An 18,398-nucleotide genomic window follows, 5' to 3' on the forward strand; every position below is an offset into this window, starting at 1 on the left:
ATTCAACCACTTTGGAAGGTTTTTCTATGAGCTCCTACAGCACGATCGTTGTTGGCACCGACGGGTCGAAGTCTTCGATTCTCGCAGTCGAGCGCGCAGCAGCAATCGCCGCCGCTTTCGATGCCACCCTCATCATCGGGTGCGCCTACTACGAAAGCAAGGAACAAGCATCCAAGACCCTCCGCCAGGATTCCGTCACGGTCCTCGGCGATGACCCGGCACAGCGCAATCTCGAAACCGCTGCTGATGCTGCGCGCGCTGTTGGATGCGAAAGCATTAAGACAGCAATCAAGCCCGGCACTCCCGTTGAAGCACTCATGTCGATCGTCAACGAGAACCACGCGGATCTTTTGGTTGTCGGAAACCGCGGAATCAACTCTTTGACCGGCCGCCTTCTGGGTTCGGTACCTGCCGATGTTGCCCGCCAGTCCGAGTGCGACGTCATGATTGTTCACACCGTCAACTAACAATCAAATAGCAGTGTGTGGCGTGGCTACCGTCTGGGAGGCGGCAGCCACGACCAAGGGGGTCAACGCGACTGAGGGGGCTTAAGGTAGCTCGCCGATAATGTGCAAGCTATGTGTGGCTCGCGTCAGGGCGACGTAGAGGTTATTGCGCCCTTGGGGGGACTCGGCGATCTGCGTTGGGTTGACCACAATAACGTGGTCGAACTCTAAGCCTTTGAATTGCTCAACATTGCTCGAGTCGATGACGGCCACAAGGCCATCGCCCACCTTGACACAGTGTGGGTCGGTGCCTTCCGGATAGAACACGACCATCCCGCCCTCCCTAATAGACTGGCTGGCTGTTGCGCTGCCGTAGCGCGCAGCGACATCCATGATCGTCGCAGGGGTGCGGTAGTTGACAGTGAGCTCATGGGTGCGCAGGCGACAGCCAGAAAGATCAGCAATATCGGACCAGGCGTCCATTCCAGCCGGCGAGCTGGTCTGATCGGCGTCACCAACCAGCGTCATCCACCGGGAGGGACAACGTCTAAACACCATTCGCCACTCCATCGGAGTAAGCTCTTGGGCTTCATCAACCACCACATGTCCGTATGCCCACTCACGGTCAGCCACAGCTCGCTGCGCGGTGGAACGGACATCTTGCTCTTCTTGCCGGGCTGCTAGTGCCTGAGCATCGATGACGTCGTAGGCACTCAAAATCTCAGCATCGAAACCATCATCGAGGTCAGCATGCTCGGAGCTGCGAAGCACATCTAGAGCATCCTGAGCTTCCTCCACAGCGGTCCGCGCAGCCACCTTCTGCGCATCGCCCCTAGTGGGGGCATCCCCAAGAAGGACAGCCAGCTCGTCAAGCAACGCAGCATCCGAAGAAGACCAACGGGTTTCGTCTGCACCTTCGCGGTACAGTGCAGTTTGAGTATCCTCATCGTATTCCGCGCATACCTGCGCGATGCGCTCGCGCGATCCCAGCAGATCAACTAACACGCGTTCGGGCGTCACCACCGGCCACAGGGTGTCACACATGTCCATAAAACGCTCATCTGCTTTGAGGTCATCATGCAACTGGGCGATGTCGCCAGCACTCAAAAGGTTGCCGCCCAAAGGATCCGCTCCAATGTCTTCGGCACAGGCCCGAGCAACCAGGGAACACAACTCATCAACAAACACCGAGCGCGCATGGTTGTGCGGCTTGCGACTGCGACGCGCACGCGTCCGGGCGCGCTTGACCATCGCGGCGTCAACACGCACATTCATATCGGCGGCGCGGAACTCTAACGCCTCATCCGGGACAACCTGGTACGCCTTCACAGCCTCAGACAGGATGTAGGCCATCTCCTCGCTGCCCTTAATCTCGCGGGTGAGCAGCGAATCTTCGATAGTGGGAACAACTCCCGGATACATCTCGCCGACTGTGGACAACACCACACCAGTCTCGCCAAGCTCAGGCAGCACCCGAGAGATGTAATCCAAAAAGCGGCGATTCGGGCCCAGGATCAGCACGCCAGTTTTCTCCAACTGCTCACGCCACGTGTACAACACATAAGCTACGCGGTGCAGCGCCACAGCAGTTTTTCCAGTACCGGGGCCGCCCTGAACCACCATGACGCCGCGGGAGGGATCACGGATGATCGCGTCCTGCTCTCGCTGAATAGTCTCAACGATGCTGTTCATATGGGTGCCGCGGGCCGCGCTCAACGCGCGCATCAACGCGGTCTCCCCGCCAATACTTAAGTCAACAGTCGAGCTGTCTACATCACTCAGACAGCTGGAATCAGCCACCAGAATTTCATCGTTGATGTCGGTGACTGTGCGGCCCTTGGTGCGAATGTGGCGTCGGCGCACCACCGACTCAGGATGGGCGGTCGTCGCCAGATAAAACGGGCGCGCCATGGGTGCCCGCCAATCCAACAACAACGTCCGATAATTGTCCTCACGGTCGACTATGCCCAGACGACCGATATACACCGGGTCGCTACCGGCCGTAGACGCAGCAGGGTCTGTATCCCCGTCCGCCTCCGACGGCGTAGGGCAGAGGTCAATGCGGCCAAACACCAATCCAATCTGGGCCAAAGCTAGGGTGTCGAGTTTGGCATTGAGGGAGTGATACTCGGTTTCACGGCGGATCAAGTCCTCCGGATCAGGGTCGCACCGATCCACACGGAGCATCACGTCCCGCAAGGCAGCTTGGGCTTTAGAAACATCCTCGTCGATCCGGGCAAATAACCCGTCGACATAGTCTTGCTCTTCAGCTAAAACAACGCTGGTCTTTTGTCGTCCCACACCCACCACTAATTAGTGCTCGATGACGTTCATCGTAGCCTTGCGGGCCTTTTTAGTCGCGCGCAAAGCATCATCGGTAACGTCTTCGACCAGCTTGTTTGCGCGCCACTTCAAGCCGGGCTTGCCAGCGGTATCCGCAGAAGCAATCAGCAAACCGCCAAGCAACGCGACGTCACTAATAAAACCAGAACGGCGCAAGCGCTTGACCTCAGGATCCTGAGCTTCCCAGAAAGCATTGCGGCCAACCAAAGAAGGAACCTCTATCGCGGCAAGCACGGCGGCGCTAGTGCGCGGCGCTTTACCCAGTGCAAGAGCTAGCGCGGCCACAATGCGGGCAGCACCAATGCCTTGAGTCAGTACAACCGGATTGTTCGGCACAGCCAGACGGTACTGGCGGGGGAGCATCTTACGGACGCGCTGAATAAGGGTGGCGGTCGTGTCGACCTCCTGCTGCGCATTTTTGACAGTGCTCACACCATCCGCGATGTAGGCAGATGCAACCATGGGGCGGGCAATCTTCCTCAACATAAAAAACTCACCTTCACAACCACGTAAAACCGATAAAGTCCATGTCCGACTCTACCAACCTCTACCAACCGCGCTCGCGCCAACGATCCAAACTGCCACGTTCTTCGGCAAGGGTGGTGGGCTCACCATGGCCGGGATGAATAATCGCGTCATCGTAGCAATCAAACAATCGATAGGTGACATCGTCGAGCAACTGGTGGAATTCCTCGGGATTCTCAGTTTTGCCGACCCCTCCGGGGAAGAGACTATCGCCCACAAAGGCGTGTGTATCGCCATCGATTTCAGCGATGACAGCAACCCCACCAGGAGTATGGCCGCGCAAAATCCGCACATCCAGTGTGGAATCACCCAGTGTGATCGTGTCGCCATCGTCCAAACGCACATCCACCGGAGCGGGCAAAGCATCGGCGTCTTGCACAGATGCATAATGGCGTGCACCGGTAGCTTCCAGAACCTCCTGGAGAGCCCGCACATGGTCGGCGTGGCGATGGGTTGTCAGCACCGCAGTGATCTTCGCTCCGGCCTGTTCAGCGAGCTCCAGGAGCGCTGTGGCATCATCGGCAGCATCGATGAGCATCGCTTCCTCGCCATCCACCAACAAGTAGCAATTGTTGTCCATCTTCGATACAGAAATTTGGTGCAGTTCGAGCTCTCTAGTTTTGGCACTCATGGCCTCAATGCTAACCAAAGTGTTATCTTCAAGTGGTTTCTAGAGCGCAGCGGGCGCTCATATACCCATAGAGGAGGCACGTAACGGTGGCAGATACACTCATCGTCAAAGGGGCGCGCGAGCACAACCTCAAGGGGGTTGATATCGAGATCCCCCGAGACACGCTCACCGTCTTCACAGGCCTGTCAGGTTCCGGCAAATCCTCCCTGGCCTTCGACACCATCTTTGCCGAGGGGCAGCGGCGTTACGTTGAATCTCTGTCTTCTTATGCGCGTCAGTTCTTGGGGCAGATGGACAAGCCCGATGTAGATTTCATCGAAGGTTTGTCGCCGGCAGTGTCCATCGACCAAAAGTCCACGAATCGCAACCCCCGATCTACTGTCGGCACAATCACAGAGGTCTATGACTACCTGCGTTTGCTGTATGCGCGTGCTGGAACTGCGCACTGTCCGGAGTGCGATGCTGTTATCGAGCGTCAAACCCCGCAGCAGATAGTCGACCAGGTTCTTCGCATGGACGAAGGCCTGAAGTTCCAGGTGCTGGCTCCAGTCGTGCGGACGCGTAAAGGCGAGTTTGTGGAGCTCTTCGCTGACCTCGCCTCCCAGGGGTATTCGCGTGTGATGGTCGACGGGCAGGTCCATCAGTTGTCCGATCCACCCAAGCTGGAAAAACAAGTCAAGCATGATATTGACGTCGTGGTCGACCGGTTGCAGGTGAAGGCTTCGCAGCAGAAACGTCTGACGGACTCGGTGGAAACCGCATTGGCTTTGGCTGACGGCGTCGTTGTGTTGGATTTCGTTGGTTTGGATGACGATGATCCCAACCGCGTGCGTCGTTTTTCGGAAAAAATGGCCTGTCCTAATGGGCACAGGCTAGGGGTTGATGAGCTCGAGCCGCGGTCGTTTTCCTTCAATTCTCCCTACGGTGCGTGCCCCACGTGTGATGGTTTGGGTACGGCCTTGGAGGTTGATGTCGATCTACTTGTTCCTGATAAGCAAGCGTCTTTGCTGAAAGCCATTGCTCCGTGGGCTTCGAGCCCGAACCACAAGTACTTCGACAAGTTGTTGACGGCGTTGGCTGGAGAAATGGGCTTTGACCCTAAAACCCCCTTCGATGAGCTAAGCGACGAGCAGCGTGACGCTGTGCTTAACGGCAGCAGCACTCGGGTGAACGTACGTTACAAGAACCGCTTTGGTCGTATGCGCAGCTGGACTGCGGCGTTTGAAGGCGTGTTGCCCTATCTGCACCGCAAGATCGATACAGCGGATTCCGCGTCGCAAAAAGACCGCTTGATGGAATACATGCGCTTTGTTCCATGTCCCGCCTGTGATGGGGCCAGGCTGCGTCCGGAGATTTTGTCTGTTCGCTTGGCCTCGGGTGCACATGGGCAGATGAGCATCGCTAACTTGACGCGTCTTTCGGTGGCGGATGCTGCAGCATTCCTCAATGATCTGGCTTTGGGCAAGCGCGAAGAAATGATCGCCGGCGCGGTGCTGCGTGAGATTCAGGCCCGTTTAAAATTCCTTCTTGACGTCGGGTTGAACTATCTTTCCTTGGATCGTGCTGCGGGCACGTTGTCCGGTGGTGAGGCCCAGCGTATTCGCCTGGCAACACAGATCGGGTCTGGTCTGGCAGGGGTGCTGTATGTGCTGGATGAGCCTTCTATTGGTTTGCATCAGCGTGACAATCAAAGACTCATCGCTACCCTTGAGCATTTGAGGGATATCGGCAACACATTGATCGTGGTCGAGCACGATGAAGACACCATTAATGCCGCCGATTGGTTGATCGACATTGGGCCGAAGGCCGGCGAATACGGTGGGGAAGTCGTGTATCAAGGAAAGCCCTCGGGCATCCTCAAAGCGCGCGAATCGATCACCGGGCAGTACTTAAGTGGCAAGCGGGTACTTGGGGTTCCTGATAGTCGCCGTCCGATCGATAGTGAGCGGGTTCTTAAAGTTGTGGGCGCACGGGAAAACAATCTGCAGGACATTGATGTCACGATTCCCTTGGGGGTTCTGTGCGCGGTCACTGGAGTGTCCGGCTCTGGTAAGTCCACGTTGGTGAATCAAATTCTGGCGAAGACTCTGACCAATAAGTTGAATAAAGCCCGGCAGGTCCCTGGTCGGGCGACCCGCGTGGAGGGAATTGAGCATCTCGACAAGCTCGTCCAGGTAGACCAATCTCCCATTGGTCGTACGCCGCGTTCCAATCCAGCAACCTACACAGGTGTATTCGACAAGATCCGCACGCTGTTTGCGGAAACTACAGAGGCGAAGGTTCGCGGATACAAGGCTGGTCGCTTCAGCTTCAACGTAAAGGGCGGACGCTGCGAAGCCTGCTCGGGTGATGGCACCTTGAAGATCGAAATGAACTTCCTACCTGACGTCTACGTGCCTTGCGAACAGTGCCATGGCGCTCGATACAATCGCGAAACACTCGAGGTGAAGTACAAGGGGAAGTCCATCGCAGAGGTGCTGGACATGCCGATTAGCGAGGCTGCGGAGTTTTTTGCACCTATCACCAGCATTGCCCGTTACCTGAACACGCTCGTCGACGTCGGGCTGGGCTATGTGCGATTGGGCCAGTCCGCCACCACTCTGTCGGGTGGCGAAGCGCAGCGCGTCAAGCTTGCCGCCGAGCTACAGAAGCGATCGAATGGGCGCACCATCTACATTCTGGATGAGCCGACAACCGGTCTGCACTTTGAGGACATCCGCAAACTGATGCTCGTGGTGCAGTCTTTGGTGGACAAGGGCAATTCGGTGTTGGTTATCGAGCACAACCTCGATGTCATCAAGGCTGCGGACTGGGTAGTTGATATGGGGCCCGAGGGCGGCTCTGGTGGCGGAACGGTCGTCGCGGAGGGAACACCCGAGCAGGTTGCTGCGGTAAAGCAGTCCCACACCGGGCAGTTCCTCAAAGCGATGCTCGCCTAGCTTATTTGATGCTGAGCGGGTGCGGATTCTTTCTTTTTGGAACTGCGGAGGGCGGATACGCCCAGCAGTGCCAAACCGCCGAGGATGAATGCGAGGACTCGGGGGACGCCGCTCAAGTTTCCTAAATCGAAGAAGATCAACTTGGTTGCTCCCGCTCCGGCAAGCACTAGGGCTGCTACCAGGGCTGCGGTGCTGTTGAGGAATCGGCGTCCCAGCATAAGGTAGGCCGCCAGGAGCAACCACGTAACAGAAACGCATGCATGGCCCACCATGAACCACAGTTTGATGGTGGACTTTGCTCCACTCTCGCCTGCAAGGAAGTATCCCAAGGAACCGCACAGTGTCACTACCGCGACCATGAACAGCCACAGCCCACACAGCGCGAGGATGAAGAGGCTCTTCTGACTGAATCCCTTCATCGCAGATCGAGCTGCCAGTACCAGTGCTACAAGTACCAGCGCTGTGAGCGCGTTGAATGGGGAGTCAAGGTCTTGGGCGTCACTTGGTGTTAGGCCTAGTGCGATACCACCGAGCGGAAGCGAGGCGAGTACAGCGGCCACTGCGACCATCAACCATGGCGCCACCGTGAATCCTTCACGCTTCCACAGCACCATGACTACGGTGATACAGGCGACGAAGGTCACCCAGGGGTAGAACGCGGTCATAGCGATGACCGAAACCACCAACCAGGCGGCTATCGCACTGTTGGCGAGAGTCGGAGCGACAAAGGCAGCGGGCGAGGGGGAATCCGTAGGCTTCGGCATCCACGCTTTGTTGAAAGCAATAACGACGAGAAGTGCGGCGGCAATAGCGGGCCACAGCAACCACCACTTAGCTACGCTGATGCTGTTTAAGGGCGCGTGGGCAGTGGTGTATGCAGCTTGATGAATGAGGATCAAAGCTGGAACAAAAGCTGCTGACCACTGTTCGGTCCTAGCCACAGTCGGTCGGGGGTCGCGCATGACAACCAGGGTGAGACCAAGCGCGAACGCTACTGACAGGGGCACGTACCACAACACAGTGATCGGCCGCATAACGCTGTCGGCGACGTAGATAAACGGCGGTGGGCTATTGGTTGGAACAACCCATGTGCCCACCAAAGCCAGTCCGGTAGACCAATTGCGCAGCATCGAATTGCCACTCTTGCGGGTGAGCAGCATCATCAGCAAACCGATGAAGATCGCGGGGACAAGCACTATGCCTTGGGTTGCGTAGAAAGCAGTCAGCGCGACAAAGGAACTGACCCCAGAAAGGATCATCAAGATATCCGAACGGAAGATCTTAGCTACCACGAGCCAGGCTATTGCTAGGGCTATGGCGATAGCCTGGCCGAGAACAGAGGGCATCCACTCTAGAAGTCCGGTGATCGTGTGGGTTGTGATGATGGCGGTAATAAAACCAGTGAAGGCAAAAGCAGAACGAGCTATAGCGAATCCGTGGGAGTCGCTGCTCTTCTTTCCTTCGGACCTGGCCGCAGCATCCTGTGCTTTATGGTTGAGGCCAAAGGCTGCCAACACCAGCAACGCGGAGATCGTGTAGGCCAGTACAGTCCGCCCCACCGGGCCGAGTAGGCCGCGTTGGATGGCTAAAGCTACGAGGAAGCCGATCCCGAAAATGGTCAAGATAGCACCGGCGATCGCAACGAGGCGGATCACAGTGGTCTCGTTGGAATACCAGGGAGCTTGTGGAGTGACGGCGGGCCGTCGTGTCGGCGGCAGTGTTGGCACCAAGCCGCCGGGGGTGGAGCCTTCACCAGTGTGTGCGGCTGCGGGTTGTGGGTTTGCCTCGGTAGTGTTTGGTGCCGCTGCGTTCACCGCCGGGGTGGGCCAAGGCGCGGGCTGCGGAGCGATTGGTTGCGCAGCGGCTGCTTCCTGTTGTGCCGGCTGCTGAGCAACACTAGCTTGGGGTTGCTGAGCCTGCCGTGCATATTGCGCACTGAGCTGCAGTCGAATATGACCGAGCGTATTGTGTGCGCTGTTAACCAACGCTTGGGCGTCGGCTAGTTCGCGTTCAGCAATGCCCAACTGTTCAATCAACGGATCGACACGGGGGTCATTCGTTGGGTTGGAAAAGTTGTTCATGTTGACGAGTCTACAAACGCCACACGCATAAAGGCCCGCTTAGGGGTAACCGTTTTAAAATTGTGACCAGACAGTGACGCAATAGGGATGAACTAGAACCGCAGCACACCTCTAGTTTGTCTGAGTGTTGTTGTATTGAAAGGTTAGAAACGTGGCTCAAGATCCCACCCTGGATCGCCTTTTTCCTCGCCCCCTCTGCCAATGTCCGGTCGTGATGGACAGTCTGGCTCGGCGGGGAGAAACCCCTTCTAGCAGAGTGCGCTCCCGACCCAGGCGTTCCCGCCGGTGTATAACAATGGACCTAAGCCACAGGCGCAACCGATGGGACAGCAGCCGGGGCCTACGCCATTCCAACCTGGGATGCTTCCCCCGCAGACAAGCCGCGTTCCAAGCTGCTGCCGATTGCGGTCGGATCACCGCGTGGTGGAGCGAGTAGATACTTGGTCGACGCTTACAGTTCTGTCACCGGGCGTAGTTACTCGATGAATTGTACGGAGAAAACCAACGGAGAGACCCGCTGCACGGGCGGTAACAACGCGGTGGTTGTGCTCACTGAACGCTAAACAACTGATTGCTCTGGGGGATGGTCGGCGTTTGGTAGCTGCGATTGGCATGCTGGCAGCATGCGGGTTGTCGGCCTACACAATCAATGTTGAGCGAAACGAGCAGGGTAGTGGCACGCCCACGGCTACGGAGACGACGGTTGTGCCTCCGAAGAGCTCTGAGCTTCCGGTGCCCCGGGACGCTGGGGTGTCTGATATCCAACACACTATCAGTCTTGCTGTTGAACATGCGGTTGCAGATTTCGGCGGGCAGGCTTCAATTGCTGGCGCTAGGTTTAAAGGAGGCTGGGGGGCCGACGAATCTGGTGGTTACATGGCGCGCCAGATGGGATGCGTCCCGCAGGCCGGAGTAGACGGATGTGTGGGTGTTGCTGTGTTGGCGCGACCTGCCGATGGTACGTACGGCACGGCGCAACAGATGCTGAACTCCATGGTGCGGGACATAAGCGGCGTACTGGAAGGGGGCGACACAGCTGCCGGCTGAGTTGTGTTGCTTTAAGGGGCGTGTTAGTATTTCCTTCAACTACCGCCTCGACTTGTTTAAGGTCGGGGCCGCAAGTGGAGGTCCCTCCCACCAGAAGCCGCTACATCTTATAGCTGGACAATGGTCGCAAGAGTAGCCTTGAAAATCGGTGCACGCACTAGTGATGCATCTTAAGACCTGGTTTTAGATCTGGTGGTTTCGAGGTTTGGATCTCCCGTTTACCTCCGGGTAAACGGGTTTTCTCATGTCTTGTGGGGGATGTTGCTTGCGGTGAGCGTTAGTTCGCGTTTTACCTTTATATTCATTGCAACTTGAGGAGCAAACAATCAGCGCTGAAGCTCGAATTAATGAGCGCATTCGGGTACCCGAGGTCCGCCTCGTCGGCCCCGGTGGCGAGCAGGTAGGCATCGTTCGTATCGAAGATGCACGCAGGCTTGCCTACGATGCCGATCTGGACCTTGTCGAGGTCGCACCGAATGCCAAGCCGCCGGTCTGCAAAATCATGGACTACGGCAAGTTCAAGTACGAGGCCGCCCAGAAGGCGCGCGAGTCTCGTAAGAACCAGCAGCAGACTGTCGTCAAGGAGCAGAAGCTTCGTCCCAAGATCGATGATCACGATTATGAGACGAAGAAGGGTAATGTCATCCGGTTCTTGGAAAAGGGCTCAAAGGTCAAGGTAACCATCATGTTCCGTGGCCGCGAGCAGTCCCGCCCGGAGCTTGGCTTCCGGTTGCTGGACCGCCTCGCTAATGACGTCGCGGAATACGGCGTTGTTGAGACGAAAGCCAAGCAAGACGGCCGCAACATGACAATGGTCCTTGGCCCAGTGCGCAAGGGCAAGAAGTAGATTTCTACTACTAAAAGCTACAAAGGAAGAGACTAATGAAGCAGAAGACCCACAAGGGCACCGCTAAGCGCGTCAAGGTCACCGGCTCCGGCAAACTCCGCCGCGAGAAGGCTAACCGCCGCCACCTGCTCGAGGGCAAGCCCTCCACCCGCACCCGCCGCCTGAAGGGCACCGCGGATGTCGACAAGTCCGACACCAAGCGCGTTAAGCGTCTGCTCGGCATGGCCTAATTGGTCGCCTGTTCATTTCCCACATAAATAAAGAAAAGGAAGTTTAACCGTGGCACGTGTCAAGCGCTCAGTTAACGCCAAGAAGAAGCGTCGCGAAATCCTGAAGTCCGCCAAGGGTTACCGTGGCCAGCGCTCCCGCCTGTACCGTAAGGCCAAGGAGCAGTGGCTGCACTCCATGACCTACGCTTACCGCGATCGTCGCGCTCGCAAGGGCGAGTTCCGTAAGCTGTGGATCCAGCGCATCAACGCTGCAGCCCGCATGAATGGCATCACCTACAACCGGCTCATCCAGGGCCTGCGTCTTGCTGAGATCGAGGTGGACCGCAAGATCCTCGCTGACCTTGCTGTCAATGACTTCGCCACCTTCACCGCTATCTGTGAAGCTGCTAAGGCTGCTCTGCCTGAGGACGTTAACGCTCCTAAGGTCGCTTAAAGTCTTTCCTTAGAGGTTCTAACCCAGCACCCGCTAATTTCGGGGGGTGCTGGGTTATTGCTTTTTAGGATGCACACTGGGTACATTTATCGCGGCAAATATTGAATCGTATCGGAGGCTCTACGTGACAACCCCCAGCGCCAACCCTTTTGACCCAAACTACATCGGGGGATCTAACCAGAATGGACCCCAAGGATTAGGGGAGGGGGCTACTTGCCCGACCGGTAGCCAGCAGAACTACCCTGTCCAGCAGTCATACCAGCAGCAGTCATACCAGCAGCGGTCCTACCCGCAGCCGGCCTTCCAGCAGCAAGCTCCGATGCTAGCTCAATACAACCAGCCCGCCATGTATACAGGTGGTGTGATGCCTGGCCTGCAGCCCAAGAGCTACGCGGTTGCTGCGCTACTGTGCTTCTTCCTCGGTGAATTCGGGGGCCACGATTTCTATCTTGGGTACAACGGACGCGCCGTGTTCAAGCTGCTGTTGTTCTTCTCCTGGTTGATTCCCTTCGTGGATTTCCTTACGATCCCTCTGTTGCTCATCTGGGTGCTTGTTGATTTCATCTGTATTCTCGCGCGAGCCGGCGCCTACCACGTGGATGCCCGCGGGATGCGCTTGAACTAACACCCTCCACTAAAGTGAAGGCATGCCGAGTCTCAAGGATGACCTAGATTTCGAAAACTCCTTCACTGAACGAACCCCTCGGATCGTGGCTGCAGCAAAATTGCTGAAGTCGCAAGGTCGGCGCAAAGCCGATGCTTTTCTAGCCGAGGGGTTTAACTCTGTCGAGGCTGCGGTCGTCACTGGTGCAGCCTCCGATGTGTTTACTACGCAGAAGGCAGCCGCGCGATACCCAGAAGTCATCGCTGCAGCACGAAACATGGGTGTGTATGTGCATCCCATCAGCGACCGCGCAGCGCAGCACCTCAGCGATACCGTCACCCCGGCGGGACTGTTTGCTCTCTGCTCTCCCGTGCTCTGGTCAGCGAAAGAGGTGCTCGGCAAAGCCCCTCAGATCGTTGCTGTCCCAGTGCAAACGAGTGACCCAGGCAATGCAGGCACGCTCATCCGGGTATCCGACGCCATCGGCGCCGACTGCGTGTTGTTCGCAGGGGAGACAACGGACCCCCAAGGACCCAAAGCTGTTCGCTCGAGCGCAGGCTCCTTATTTCACATCCCTGTGGCTCGCGATACCAACTTCCAAGCTGTTATCGACCGGCTCAAGGCCAAGAACTTGACTATCCTCGCGACGACCGCGGACGGTGAGCATAGCCTCGACGACGGGCATTTCGAAAAAACCGTGTTGAGGCAGCCCGTCGCCTGGCTATTTGGCAACGAAGCCCACGGCCTACCTCAAGAACTGATCGACCGTGCCGACTACACAGTGCGCATCCCGATTCATGGGCGTGCAGAAAGCCTCAACCTGGCTACTGCCGCATCGATTTGCCTTTACGAATCCGCCAAACAGCGACACACATCGTCATAAGCGTCGAGGTGCCCCAGAACATCACCACGATGAGGGGTACCGCCCATACCTAATGATCAGTCGGTCTTCTTTCTCGCGTACAATCTAGGGTTTAGCACTGGCCGACTACCACAAAGGGGATACGACGTGTCTGAAGATTTCAGCGCTCATCTCACCGAAGAAAAACTCAATGCCGCAGCACAACAGGCTCTACAAGCCTTTGAAGCAGCTGACAACCTCGAAGAATTGTCTGAAGCGCGGCGAGCCCACCTAGGTGATGACGCTTTTATCCCCACGGCCCGCAAAACCCTCGGATCTCTCCCCAAAGAACAGCGCAAAGATGCTGGTCGACTGGTCAACATGGCCCGGGGGGCCGTTGAAAAGGCTTTCGCAGAAACTAAAGTGCGCCTTGAAGAAAAGCGTAATGCCGAGGTTCTGGTTGCCGAACGCGTCGATGTGACAGTTCCAACGCGGCGTCAACAATTGGGCGCTTTGCACCCCATCACCCAATTGTCCGAGCAGATCTCTGACATCTTCATCGGCATGGGATGGGAGATTGCAGACGGCCCCGAAGTCGAAGCTGAATACTTCAACTTCGATTCCCTGAATTTCCTTCCCGATCACCCCGCCCGTACCTTGCAGGATACCTTCCACATTGCACCACACGGCTCCAAGCAGGTGCTCCGAACCCACACCTCGCCGGTGCAAATGCGCACCATGCTGTCGCGCGACGTGCCAATGTACATCGCATGCCCGGGCCGCGTGTTCCGAACCGACGAACTGGACGCCACCCACACCCCGGTCTTCCACCAAGTTGAGGGCCTCGCCGTTGATAAAGGCCTGACGATGGCTCACCTGCGAGGCACCCTCGATCACCTAGCGAAGACCCTCTTTGGGCCCGATACCCACACCCGCATGCGCGCCAACTATTTCCCCTTCACCGAGCCTTCCGCTGAGGTTGACGTGTGGTTCCCGAACAAAAAAGGCGGCGCGGGATGGATTGAATGGGGCGGTTGTGGCATGGTCAACCCCAACGTTCTGCGCGCCGCAGGCATAGACCCAGAGGTGTACACCGGCTTCGCTTTCGGAATGGGACTCGAACGCACCCTCCAGTTCTGCAACGGACTGTCCGACATGCGCGACATGGTCGAAGGCGACGTCCGATTCACCCTTCCCTTCGGCATCCAGGCCTAGTAACAAGCCTTAACAACTCATCCCCACAAAGGAACCAACATGCTTATTTCTCGCCAATGGGTGCAGCGACTTCTGGACCGCACCAACCCCACGTGGACCGTCACCGACGAAGAACTTGACGCAGGGTACGTGCGTGTCGGATTTGAAACCGAAGGCTACGCCCCAATCGAAGAAACCACGGGGCCGCTTGTGATCGGCCGCATCGAGTCGATCGAAGAACTCACCGGCTTCAAAAAGCCCATTCGTCACTGCATGGTTAACGTCGGCGATGCCAACGGCACTGGCGAACTGCAGTCTATTGTGTGCGGTGCCCGAAACTTTGCTGAAGGTGATTTGGTCGTCGTCAGCCTGCCAGGTGCAGTCCTGCCCGGTAACTTCGCGATCGCTGCTCGGGAAACCTATGGTCGCATGTCCGCAGGCATGATTTGCTCGGCCGCAGAACTTGGCTTAACTGACAAGCAGACCAAGGGGATCATCACTTTGCCCGAGGGCATCGCCGACCCGGGGACGGATGCCAGGGAGATCGTGGGGCTTGAGGACACAGTTTTTGATGTCAACATCACCCCGGACCGTGGCTACGCGCTGTCGGCTCGTGGCTTGACCCGCGAGATCGCATCCGCCTTCGACCTTGTCTACAAGGATCCTGCGCAGGATGCACTCGAACTGTTTGACCTGCAGGCCCCGGAGGTCGATGGGGCCTTGGACCGAACGGTGAACGTACAGCCCGAAACGAAGGCACGGCGCTTTGGACTCCGTGCCGTGCGTGGGATCGACCCCAGTAAAGAATCGCCGCTGTGGATGCAACGCGAACTGCTGCTGTGTGGCCAGCGCCCGGTCAACGCCGCCACCGATGTCACGAACTACGTTATGTTGCTTCTGGGGCAACCGATGCACGCATTCGATGGTGACAAGATCAACGGCGATTTGAGCGTCCGGCTCGCACAAGAAGGGGAGAAGCTTCGCACTCTCGATGACGTTGAGCGCGAGCTTCACAGCGAGGACGTCGTGATTTGCGACGATTCAGGTATTCAGTCGCTCGCAGGTGTCATGGGAGGTTCCACCTCTGAGATCAGTGACACGACCTCGGCCGTGTACTTCGAGGCTGCGAACTGGGATCCAATTACCGTGGCGCGTACCTCGCGTCGTCACAAGCTCAGCTCTGAAGCATCACGGCGTTTCGAACGCGGAGTGGATCCGGCACTAATTGAGGTCGCACTGGATCTGGCCTGCGCCCTGCTGCTCGATATCGCCGGTGGCAGTGTTGACCGCGGTCGCCTCATCGTCGGGGACACTCCCGCTATGCCTAACATCAGCATGTCCGCCCAGCGCCCTGGTCAGATCGCTGGCGTTGACTACAGTGATGCGACCGTAGTGAGCCGTTTGGAAGAGGTCGGTTGCGCAGTCGAGGCATCTGACGGAATGCTCTCTGTCACTCCGCCGACCTGGCGACCGGACCTTAGGATGCCCGCAGATCTCGTCGAAGAGGTCGTGCGCCTTGAGGGGCTAGAGGATATTCCTTCGATCGTCCCCACTGCGCCTGCAGGGCGCGGCTTGTCAGCTTCTCAGCGTCGCCGCCGTGCTATCGGCCATGCTCTGGCCTACAACGGTTATGTCGAGGTGTTGCCCACCCCATTTATCGCCAATGACGTTTTTGATGTGTGGGGCCTGGATGCCGACGACGAACGGCGCAAGACGGTTCGGGTGCAAAACCCCCTGGATGCCGACTATGCGGTTCTGGGTACCACGCTGTTGCCGTCGTTGCTCGACGCTATCAAGCGCAATGTGGCGCGCGGGGAAAAAGACGTCACCCTGTTCGGGATCGAGCAGGTCACGATCGCGCGAGGTGAAGGCCGTTCGCCGATGCCTTCGACTGCTCAGCGTCCCTCCGATGAGGAGGTGGAGAACCTGCTGAACTCTTTGCCGCTGCAGCCTTTGCACGTCGCAACTGTGGCTTGTGGTTTGATCGACCATCATGGGCCGTGGGGCGAGGGGCGCGCCTACACTTATGCCGATGCTATCGAGTCTGCGCAGGTTGTAGCGCGAGCCTCTGATGTTCAGCTTGATGTGGTTGCTGCGGAGCAGCTGCCCTGGCACCCGGGTCGTTGTGCTGCGTTGAAGGTGGGCGATCAGGTGGTCGGCTATGCCGGCGAGCTGCATCCCCAGGTGCTTGAGCGTGCGGGCTTGCCGCAGCGTACCTGCGCGATGGAGCTTAATATTTCGGCCCTTCCTTTTGCTCCCTCGGCTCCGGCTCCGGTTTTGAGCGCTTTCCCGCTGTTGTTGCAAGACGTTGCTCTGGTGGTCGACGAGGACGTGCCGTCCGAGAAGGTGCGCCGTGTCTTGGAGGAGCACGCCGGCGAGTTGCTTGAAAAGGTCGAGCTGTTCGACGTGTATCGTTCCGAGTCTCTGGGTGAGGACAAGAAGTCCTTGGCTTTCGCTTTATCCTTTAGGGCTACCGATCGCACCCTCACTGATGACGAGTGCACCGAGGCGAAGATGGCTGCTGTCGAGGCCGCGCAAAAGGCGGTGGGTGCGCAGCTTCGCGCATAGTTTTTTAATGACGTCGCGGGGCGTGCTGTGGTGTTGAAAAGCGCTGCGCACGCCCCCTGGCGTCTTGAAGGGGGTGTGGTGCGGGGTGATACGTGGGGGTGTTGAATATGAAGATATTTTCAAAAACACTTTCTTTGCGGAGAGAATGTTGCTCCGGTAGCTAGCACTACTAGTGAACAGCTGTCACTTTGGTTAACAGCTGTAACTCTCTGAAAGGATTTTTTATCCGTACCTCCCGCACATTCCGTCGCACGATTGCCCTTGGTGGCATGAGCCTGCTCCTTGCGGGTTCTCTTGTGGCCTGTGGTGACAAGGATGCCGACAAGCCTGCGGATAAGCCTGCGGATAAGCCTGCTGATAAGCCCGCTGATAAGCCCGCTGAGGGGGGCGACGCTGGCCAGGGTGAGGGTGACAAGAAGCCTGTTGAAGGTGACAGTCCAGCTGAGGGGAAGCCGGAGGTTCCTGCAGAGGGAGCTAAGCCGGCCGAGTAAGGGGGGGGCAACGCCGACGATCGCTGCATAATTTGCAGAGCCGTGCATATTTGTTAGTATGGTGGGCATGATTACAGTAAGCGTCGTCGGCGTCACCGGATATGCAGGCGCAGAAATTCTGCGCCTTCTTCTATCTCACCCGCGCTACACCAGCGGCGAACTCACAATCGGGGCTCTCACCGCAGGATCAAACGCCGGCACCCCGTTGTCGGACCACCTGCCGCACCTGCCGCAGCTCGCAGACCGCATGGTCGAAGAAACATCCCCTGACGCCCTCGCCGACAGTGACGTCGTCTTTCTCGCCCTACCGCATGGGCACTCCGCAGCTATCGCCCGCGCACTCGGGCCAGAAACCATCGTGATCGACTGCGCTGCGGATCACCGCTTAAAAAATAAAACAGACTGGGATTCTTTTTACGGCGGGGCATACGCAGGCAGCGCGCCCTACGGAATCCCGGAAATGCCCGGGCATCGCGAAGACATCTCCAACGCGCGAGTTATTGCTGTCCCCGGATGCTTCCCCACAGGGGCCACACTCGCGGCACTACCCGCAGTAGCCGAACGCATCATCACCCCGGACATCCGCGTTGTGTCAATCACCGGAACCTCCGGCGGGGGCAAGAAACCCAACGTGGGTCTCCTGGGCGCCGAAACAATGAGCAACCTCAAGGCCTACAACACTGCGGGCAAGCACCGGCACAACCCCGAAATCATCCAAAACCTCTCAGAAGTCGCCGAAGAGCCCGTCACCTGCAGCTTTACGCCGGTGCTGGCGCCCCTGCCCCGAGGAATCCTCACCACGGTCACCGCCTCAGTGCATCCCCGGCTTGCCTACGGAGACTCCCACGACGTCATCAAGCAAGCACGCGCAGCTTACGAGAAACACTACGGGGCAGAACCCTTTGTCCACTTGCTGCCCGAAGGACAACAACCCCAAACACAAGCAGTGCAAGGGGCAAACACCTGCCACGTACAGGTCGAATACGACCCTGCGGCAGGGGTGGTCTTGATGACCTCCGCCATCGACAACCTCACCAAGGGAACTGCGGGGGCAGCAGTGCAATGCATGAACCTCGCCCTCGGATTCGAAGAAACCGCAGGGCTACCCATCAGCGGTCTGGCCCCCTAACCCCAACCGAACCCCTCAGCACCCAACGCGCAATACCAAGGAACACGGC

16 protein-coding genes are annotated in these 18,398 nt (G+C 57.8%); 12 read left to right on the plus strand and 4 right to left on the minus strand.

The features are described 5' to 3' along the window. Window positions 1–26: 26 nt before the first annotated feature. Window positions 27–467, plus strand: coding sequence for a universal stress protein (locus tag CARG_RS04150; protein WP_020976150.1), 441 nt, complete (start codon window positions 27–29; stop codon window positions 465–467). An 81-nt stretch (window positions 468–548) separates the two neighbouring features. Here the strand turns inward: CARG_RS04150 and CARG_RS04155 are convergent, their stop codons facing one another. From CARG_RS04155 to CARG_RS04165, 3 genes are all read right to left on the minus strand, one after another. Next, complete coding sequence (locus CARG_RS04155; RefSeq protein WP_052331955.1) at window positions 549–2,747, minus strand: HelD family protein; 2,199 nt, start codon at window positions 2,745–2,747, stop codon at window positions 549–551. 12 nt (window positions 2,748–2,759) lie between these two features. Then, complete coding sequence (locus CARG_RS04160; protein WP_020976152.1) at window positions 2,760–3,275, minus strand: DoxX family membrane protein; 516 nt, start codon at window positions 3,273–3,275, stop codon at window positions 2,760–2,762. Between the two features lie 61 nt (window positions 3,276–3,336). Further along, the gene (locus tag CARG_RS04165) at window positions 3,337–3,945 is read right to left on the minus strand and encodes an MBL fold metallo-hydrolase (RefSeq protein ID WP_041746973.1); all 609 of its coding nucleotides are present in this window, start codon (window positions 3,943–3,945) and stop codon (window positions 3,337–3,339) included. A gap of 86 nt (window positions 3,946–4,031) precedes the next feature. Between CARG_RS04165 and uvrA the strand changes: the two genes are divergently transcribed. Continuing rightward, on the plus strand, window positions 4,032–6,884 hold the full coding sequence (uvrA, locus tag CARG_RS04170; protein WP_020976154.1) for an excinuclease ABC subunit UvrA: 2,853 nt from the start codon (window positions 4,032–4,034) through the stop codon (window positions 6,882–6,884). Here the strand turns inward: uvrA and CARG_RS04175 are convergent. After that, window positions 6,881–8,965 (minus strand): DUF2339 domain-containing protein, encoded by a 2,085-nt coding sequence (locus CARG_RS04175; RefSeq protein ID WP_020976155.1) that lies wholly within the window; start codon window positions 8,963–8,965, stop codon window positions 6,881–6,883. The genes uvrA and CARG_RS04175 overlap by 4 nt on opposite strands. A gap of 543 nt (window positions 8,966–9,508) precedes the next feature. On the opposite strand from CARG_RS04175, the gene CARG_RS09620 reads away from it, so the two are divergent. The 10 genes from CARG_RS09620 (at window position 9,509) to argC (ending at window position 18,349) form a co-directional block, all read left to right on the plus strand. Continuing rightward, on the plus strand, window positions 9,509–10,012 hold the full coding sequence (locus CARG_RS09620) for a hypothetical protein (RefSeq protein WP_144198541.1): 504 nt from the start codon (window positions 9,509–9,511) through the stop codon (window positions 10,010–10,012). Window positions 10,013–10,316: 304 nt separating this feature from the next. Further along, entirely contained in the window at window positions 10,317–10,859 is a 543-nt protein-coding gene (gene infC / locus CARG_RS04185) for a translation initiation factor IF-3 (RefSeq protein WP_020976157.1), read from the plus strand. Between the two features lie 35 nt (window positions 10,860–10,894). Next, entirely contained in the window at window positions 10,895–11,089 is a 195-nt protein-coding gene (gene rpmI, locus CARG_RS04190) for a 50S ribosomal protein L35 (protein WP_020976158.1), read from the plus strand. 49 nt (window positions 11,090–11,138) lie between these two features. After that, complete coding sequence (gene rplT / locus CARG_RS04195) at window positions 11,139–11,522, plus strand: 50S ribosomal protein L20 (RefSeq protein WP_020976159.1); 384 nt, start codon at window positions 11,139–11,141, stop codon at window positions 11,520–11,522. Window positions 11,523–11,646: 124 nt separating this feature from the next. Continuing rightward, window positions 11,647–12,147: a TM2 domain-containing protein gene (locus tag CARG_RS09625; RefSeq protein ID WP_020976160.1), complete on the plus strand. Its 501-nt coding sequence runs from the start codon at window positions 11,647–11,649 to the stop codon at window positions 12,145–12,147. Window positions 12,148–12,169: 22 nt separating this feature from the next. Next, window positions 12,170–13,009: a TrmH family RNA methyltransferase gene (locus CARG_RS04205; protein ID WP_020976161.1), complete on the plus strand. Its 840-nt coding sequence runs from the start codon at window positions 12,170–12,172 to the stop codon at window positions 13,007–13,009. 126 nt (window positions 13,010–13,135) lie between these two features. Continuing rightward, a complete protein-coding gene (pheS, locus tag CARG_RS04210) occupies window positions 13,136–14,182 on the plus strand; it encodes a phenylalanine--tRNA ligase subunit alpha (protein ID WP_020976162.1) in 1,047 nt (348 codons plus the stop codon). Window positions 14,183–14,221: 39 nt separating this feature from the next. Continuing rightward, on the plus strand, window positions 14,222–16,729 hold the full coding sequence (gene pheT, locus CARG_RS04215; protein WP_020976163.1) for a phenylalanine--tRNA ligase subunit beta: 2,508 nt from the start codon (window positions 14,222–14,224) through the stop codon (window positions 16,727–16,729). Between the two features lie 269 nt (window positions 16,730–16,998). After that, window positions 16,999–17,220 carry a hypothetical protein gene (locus tag CARG_RS04220; RefSeq protein ID WP_020976164.1) on the plus strand — a complete coding sequence of 74 codons (222 nt, stop codon included), beginning with the start codon at window positions 16,999–17,001 and terminating at the stop codon, window positions 17,218–17,220. Window positions 17,221–17,278: 58 nt separating this feature from the next. Then, window positions 17,279–18,349, plus strand: coding sequence for an N-acetyl-gamma-glutamyl-phosphate reductase (gene argC / locus CARG_RS04225; RefSeq protein ID WP_041746975.1), 1,071 nt, complete (start codon window positions 17,279–17,281; stop codon window positions 18,347–18,349). Window positions 18,350–18,398 lie beyond the last annotated feature (49 nt).

Origin of the sequence: Corynebacterium argentoratense DSM 44202 (assembly GCF_000590555.1) — a bacterium.
Lineage (GTDB): Bacteria > Actinomycetota > Actinomycetes > Mycobacteriales > Mycobacteriaceae > Corynebacterium > Corynebacterium argentoratense.

Bases quoted from the DNA above. Each gene is read 5' to 3' on its own strand.
- pheT (WP_020976163.1), top strand. From the start codon at position 14,222: ATGCTTATTTCTCGCCAATGGGTGCAGCGACTTCTGGACCGCACCAAC.
- CARG_RS04175 (WP_020976155.1), bottom strand. From the start codon at position 8,965: ATGAACAACTTTTCCAACCCAACGAATGACCCCCGTGTCGATCCGTTG.
- argC (WP_041746975.1), top strand. From the start codon at position 17,279: ATGGTGGGCATGATTACAGTAAGCGTCGTCGGCGTCACCGGATATGCA.
- CARG_RS04205 (WP_020976161.1), top strand. From the start codon at position 12,170: ATGCCGAGTCTCAAGGATGACCTAGATTTCGAAAACTCCTTCACTGAA.
- CARG_RS04220 (WP_020976164.1), top strand. From the start codon at position 16,999: ATGAGCCTGCTCCTTGCGGGTTCTCTTGTGGCCTGTGGTGACAAGGAT.
- rpmI (WP_020976158.1), top strand. From the start codon at position 10,895: ATGAAGCAGAAGACCCACAAGGGCACCGCTAAGCGCGTCAAGGTCACC.
- CARG_RS04160 (WP_020976152.1), bottom strand. From the start codon at position 3,275: ATGTTGAGGAAGATTGCCCGCCCCATGGTTGCATCTGCCTACATCGCG.
- CARG_RS04165 (WP_041746973.1), bottom strand. From the start codon at position 3,945: ATGAGTGCCAAAACTAGAGAGCTCGAACTGCACCAAATTTCTGTATCG.
- CARG_RS04150 (WP_020976150.1), top strand. From the start codon at position 27: ATGAGCTCCTACAGCACGATCGTTGTTGGCACCGACGGGTCGAAGTCT.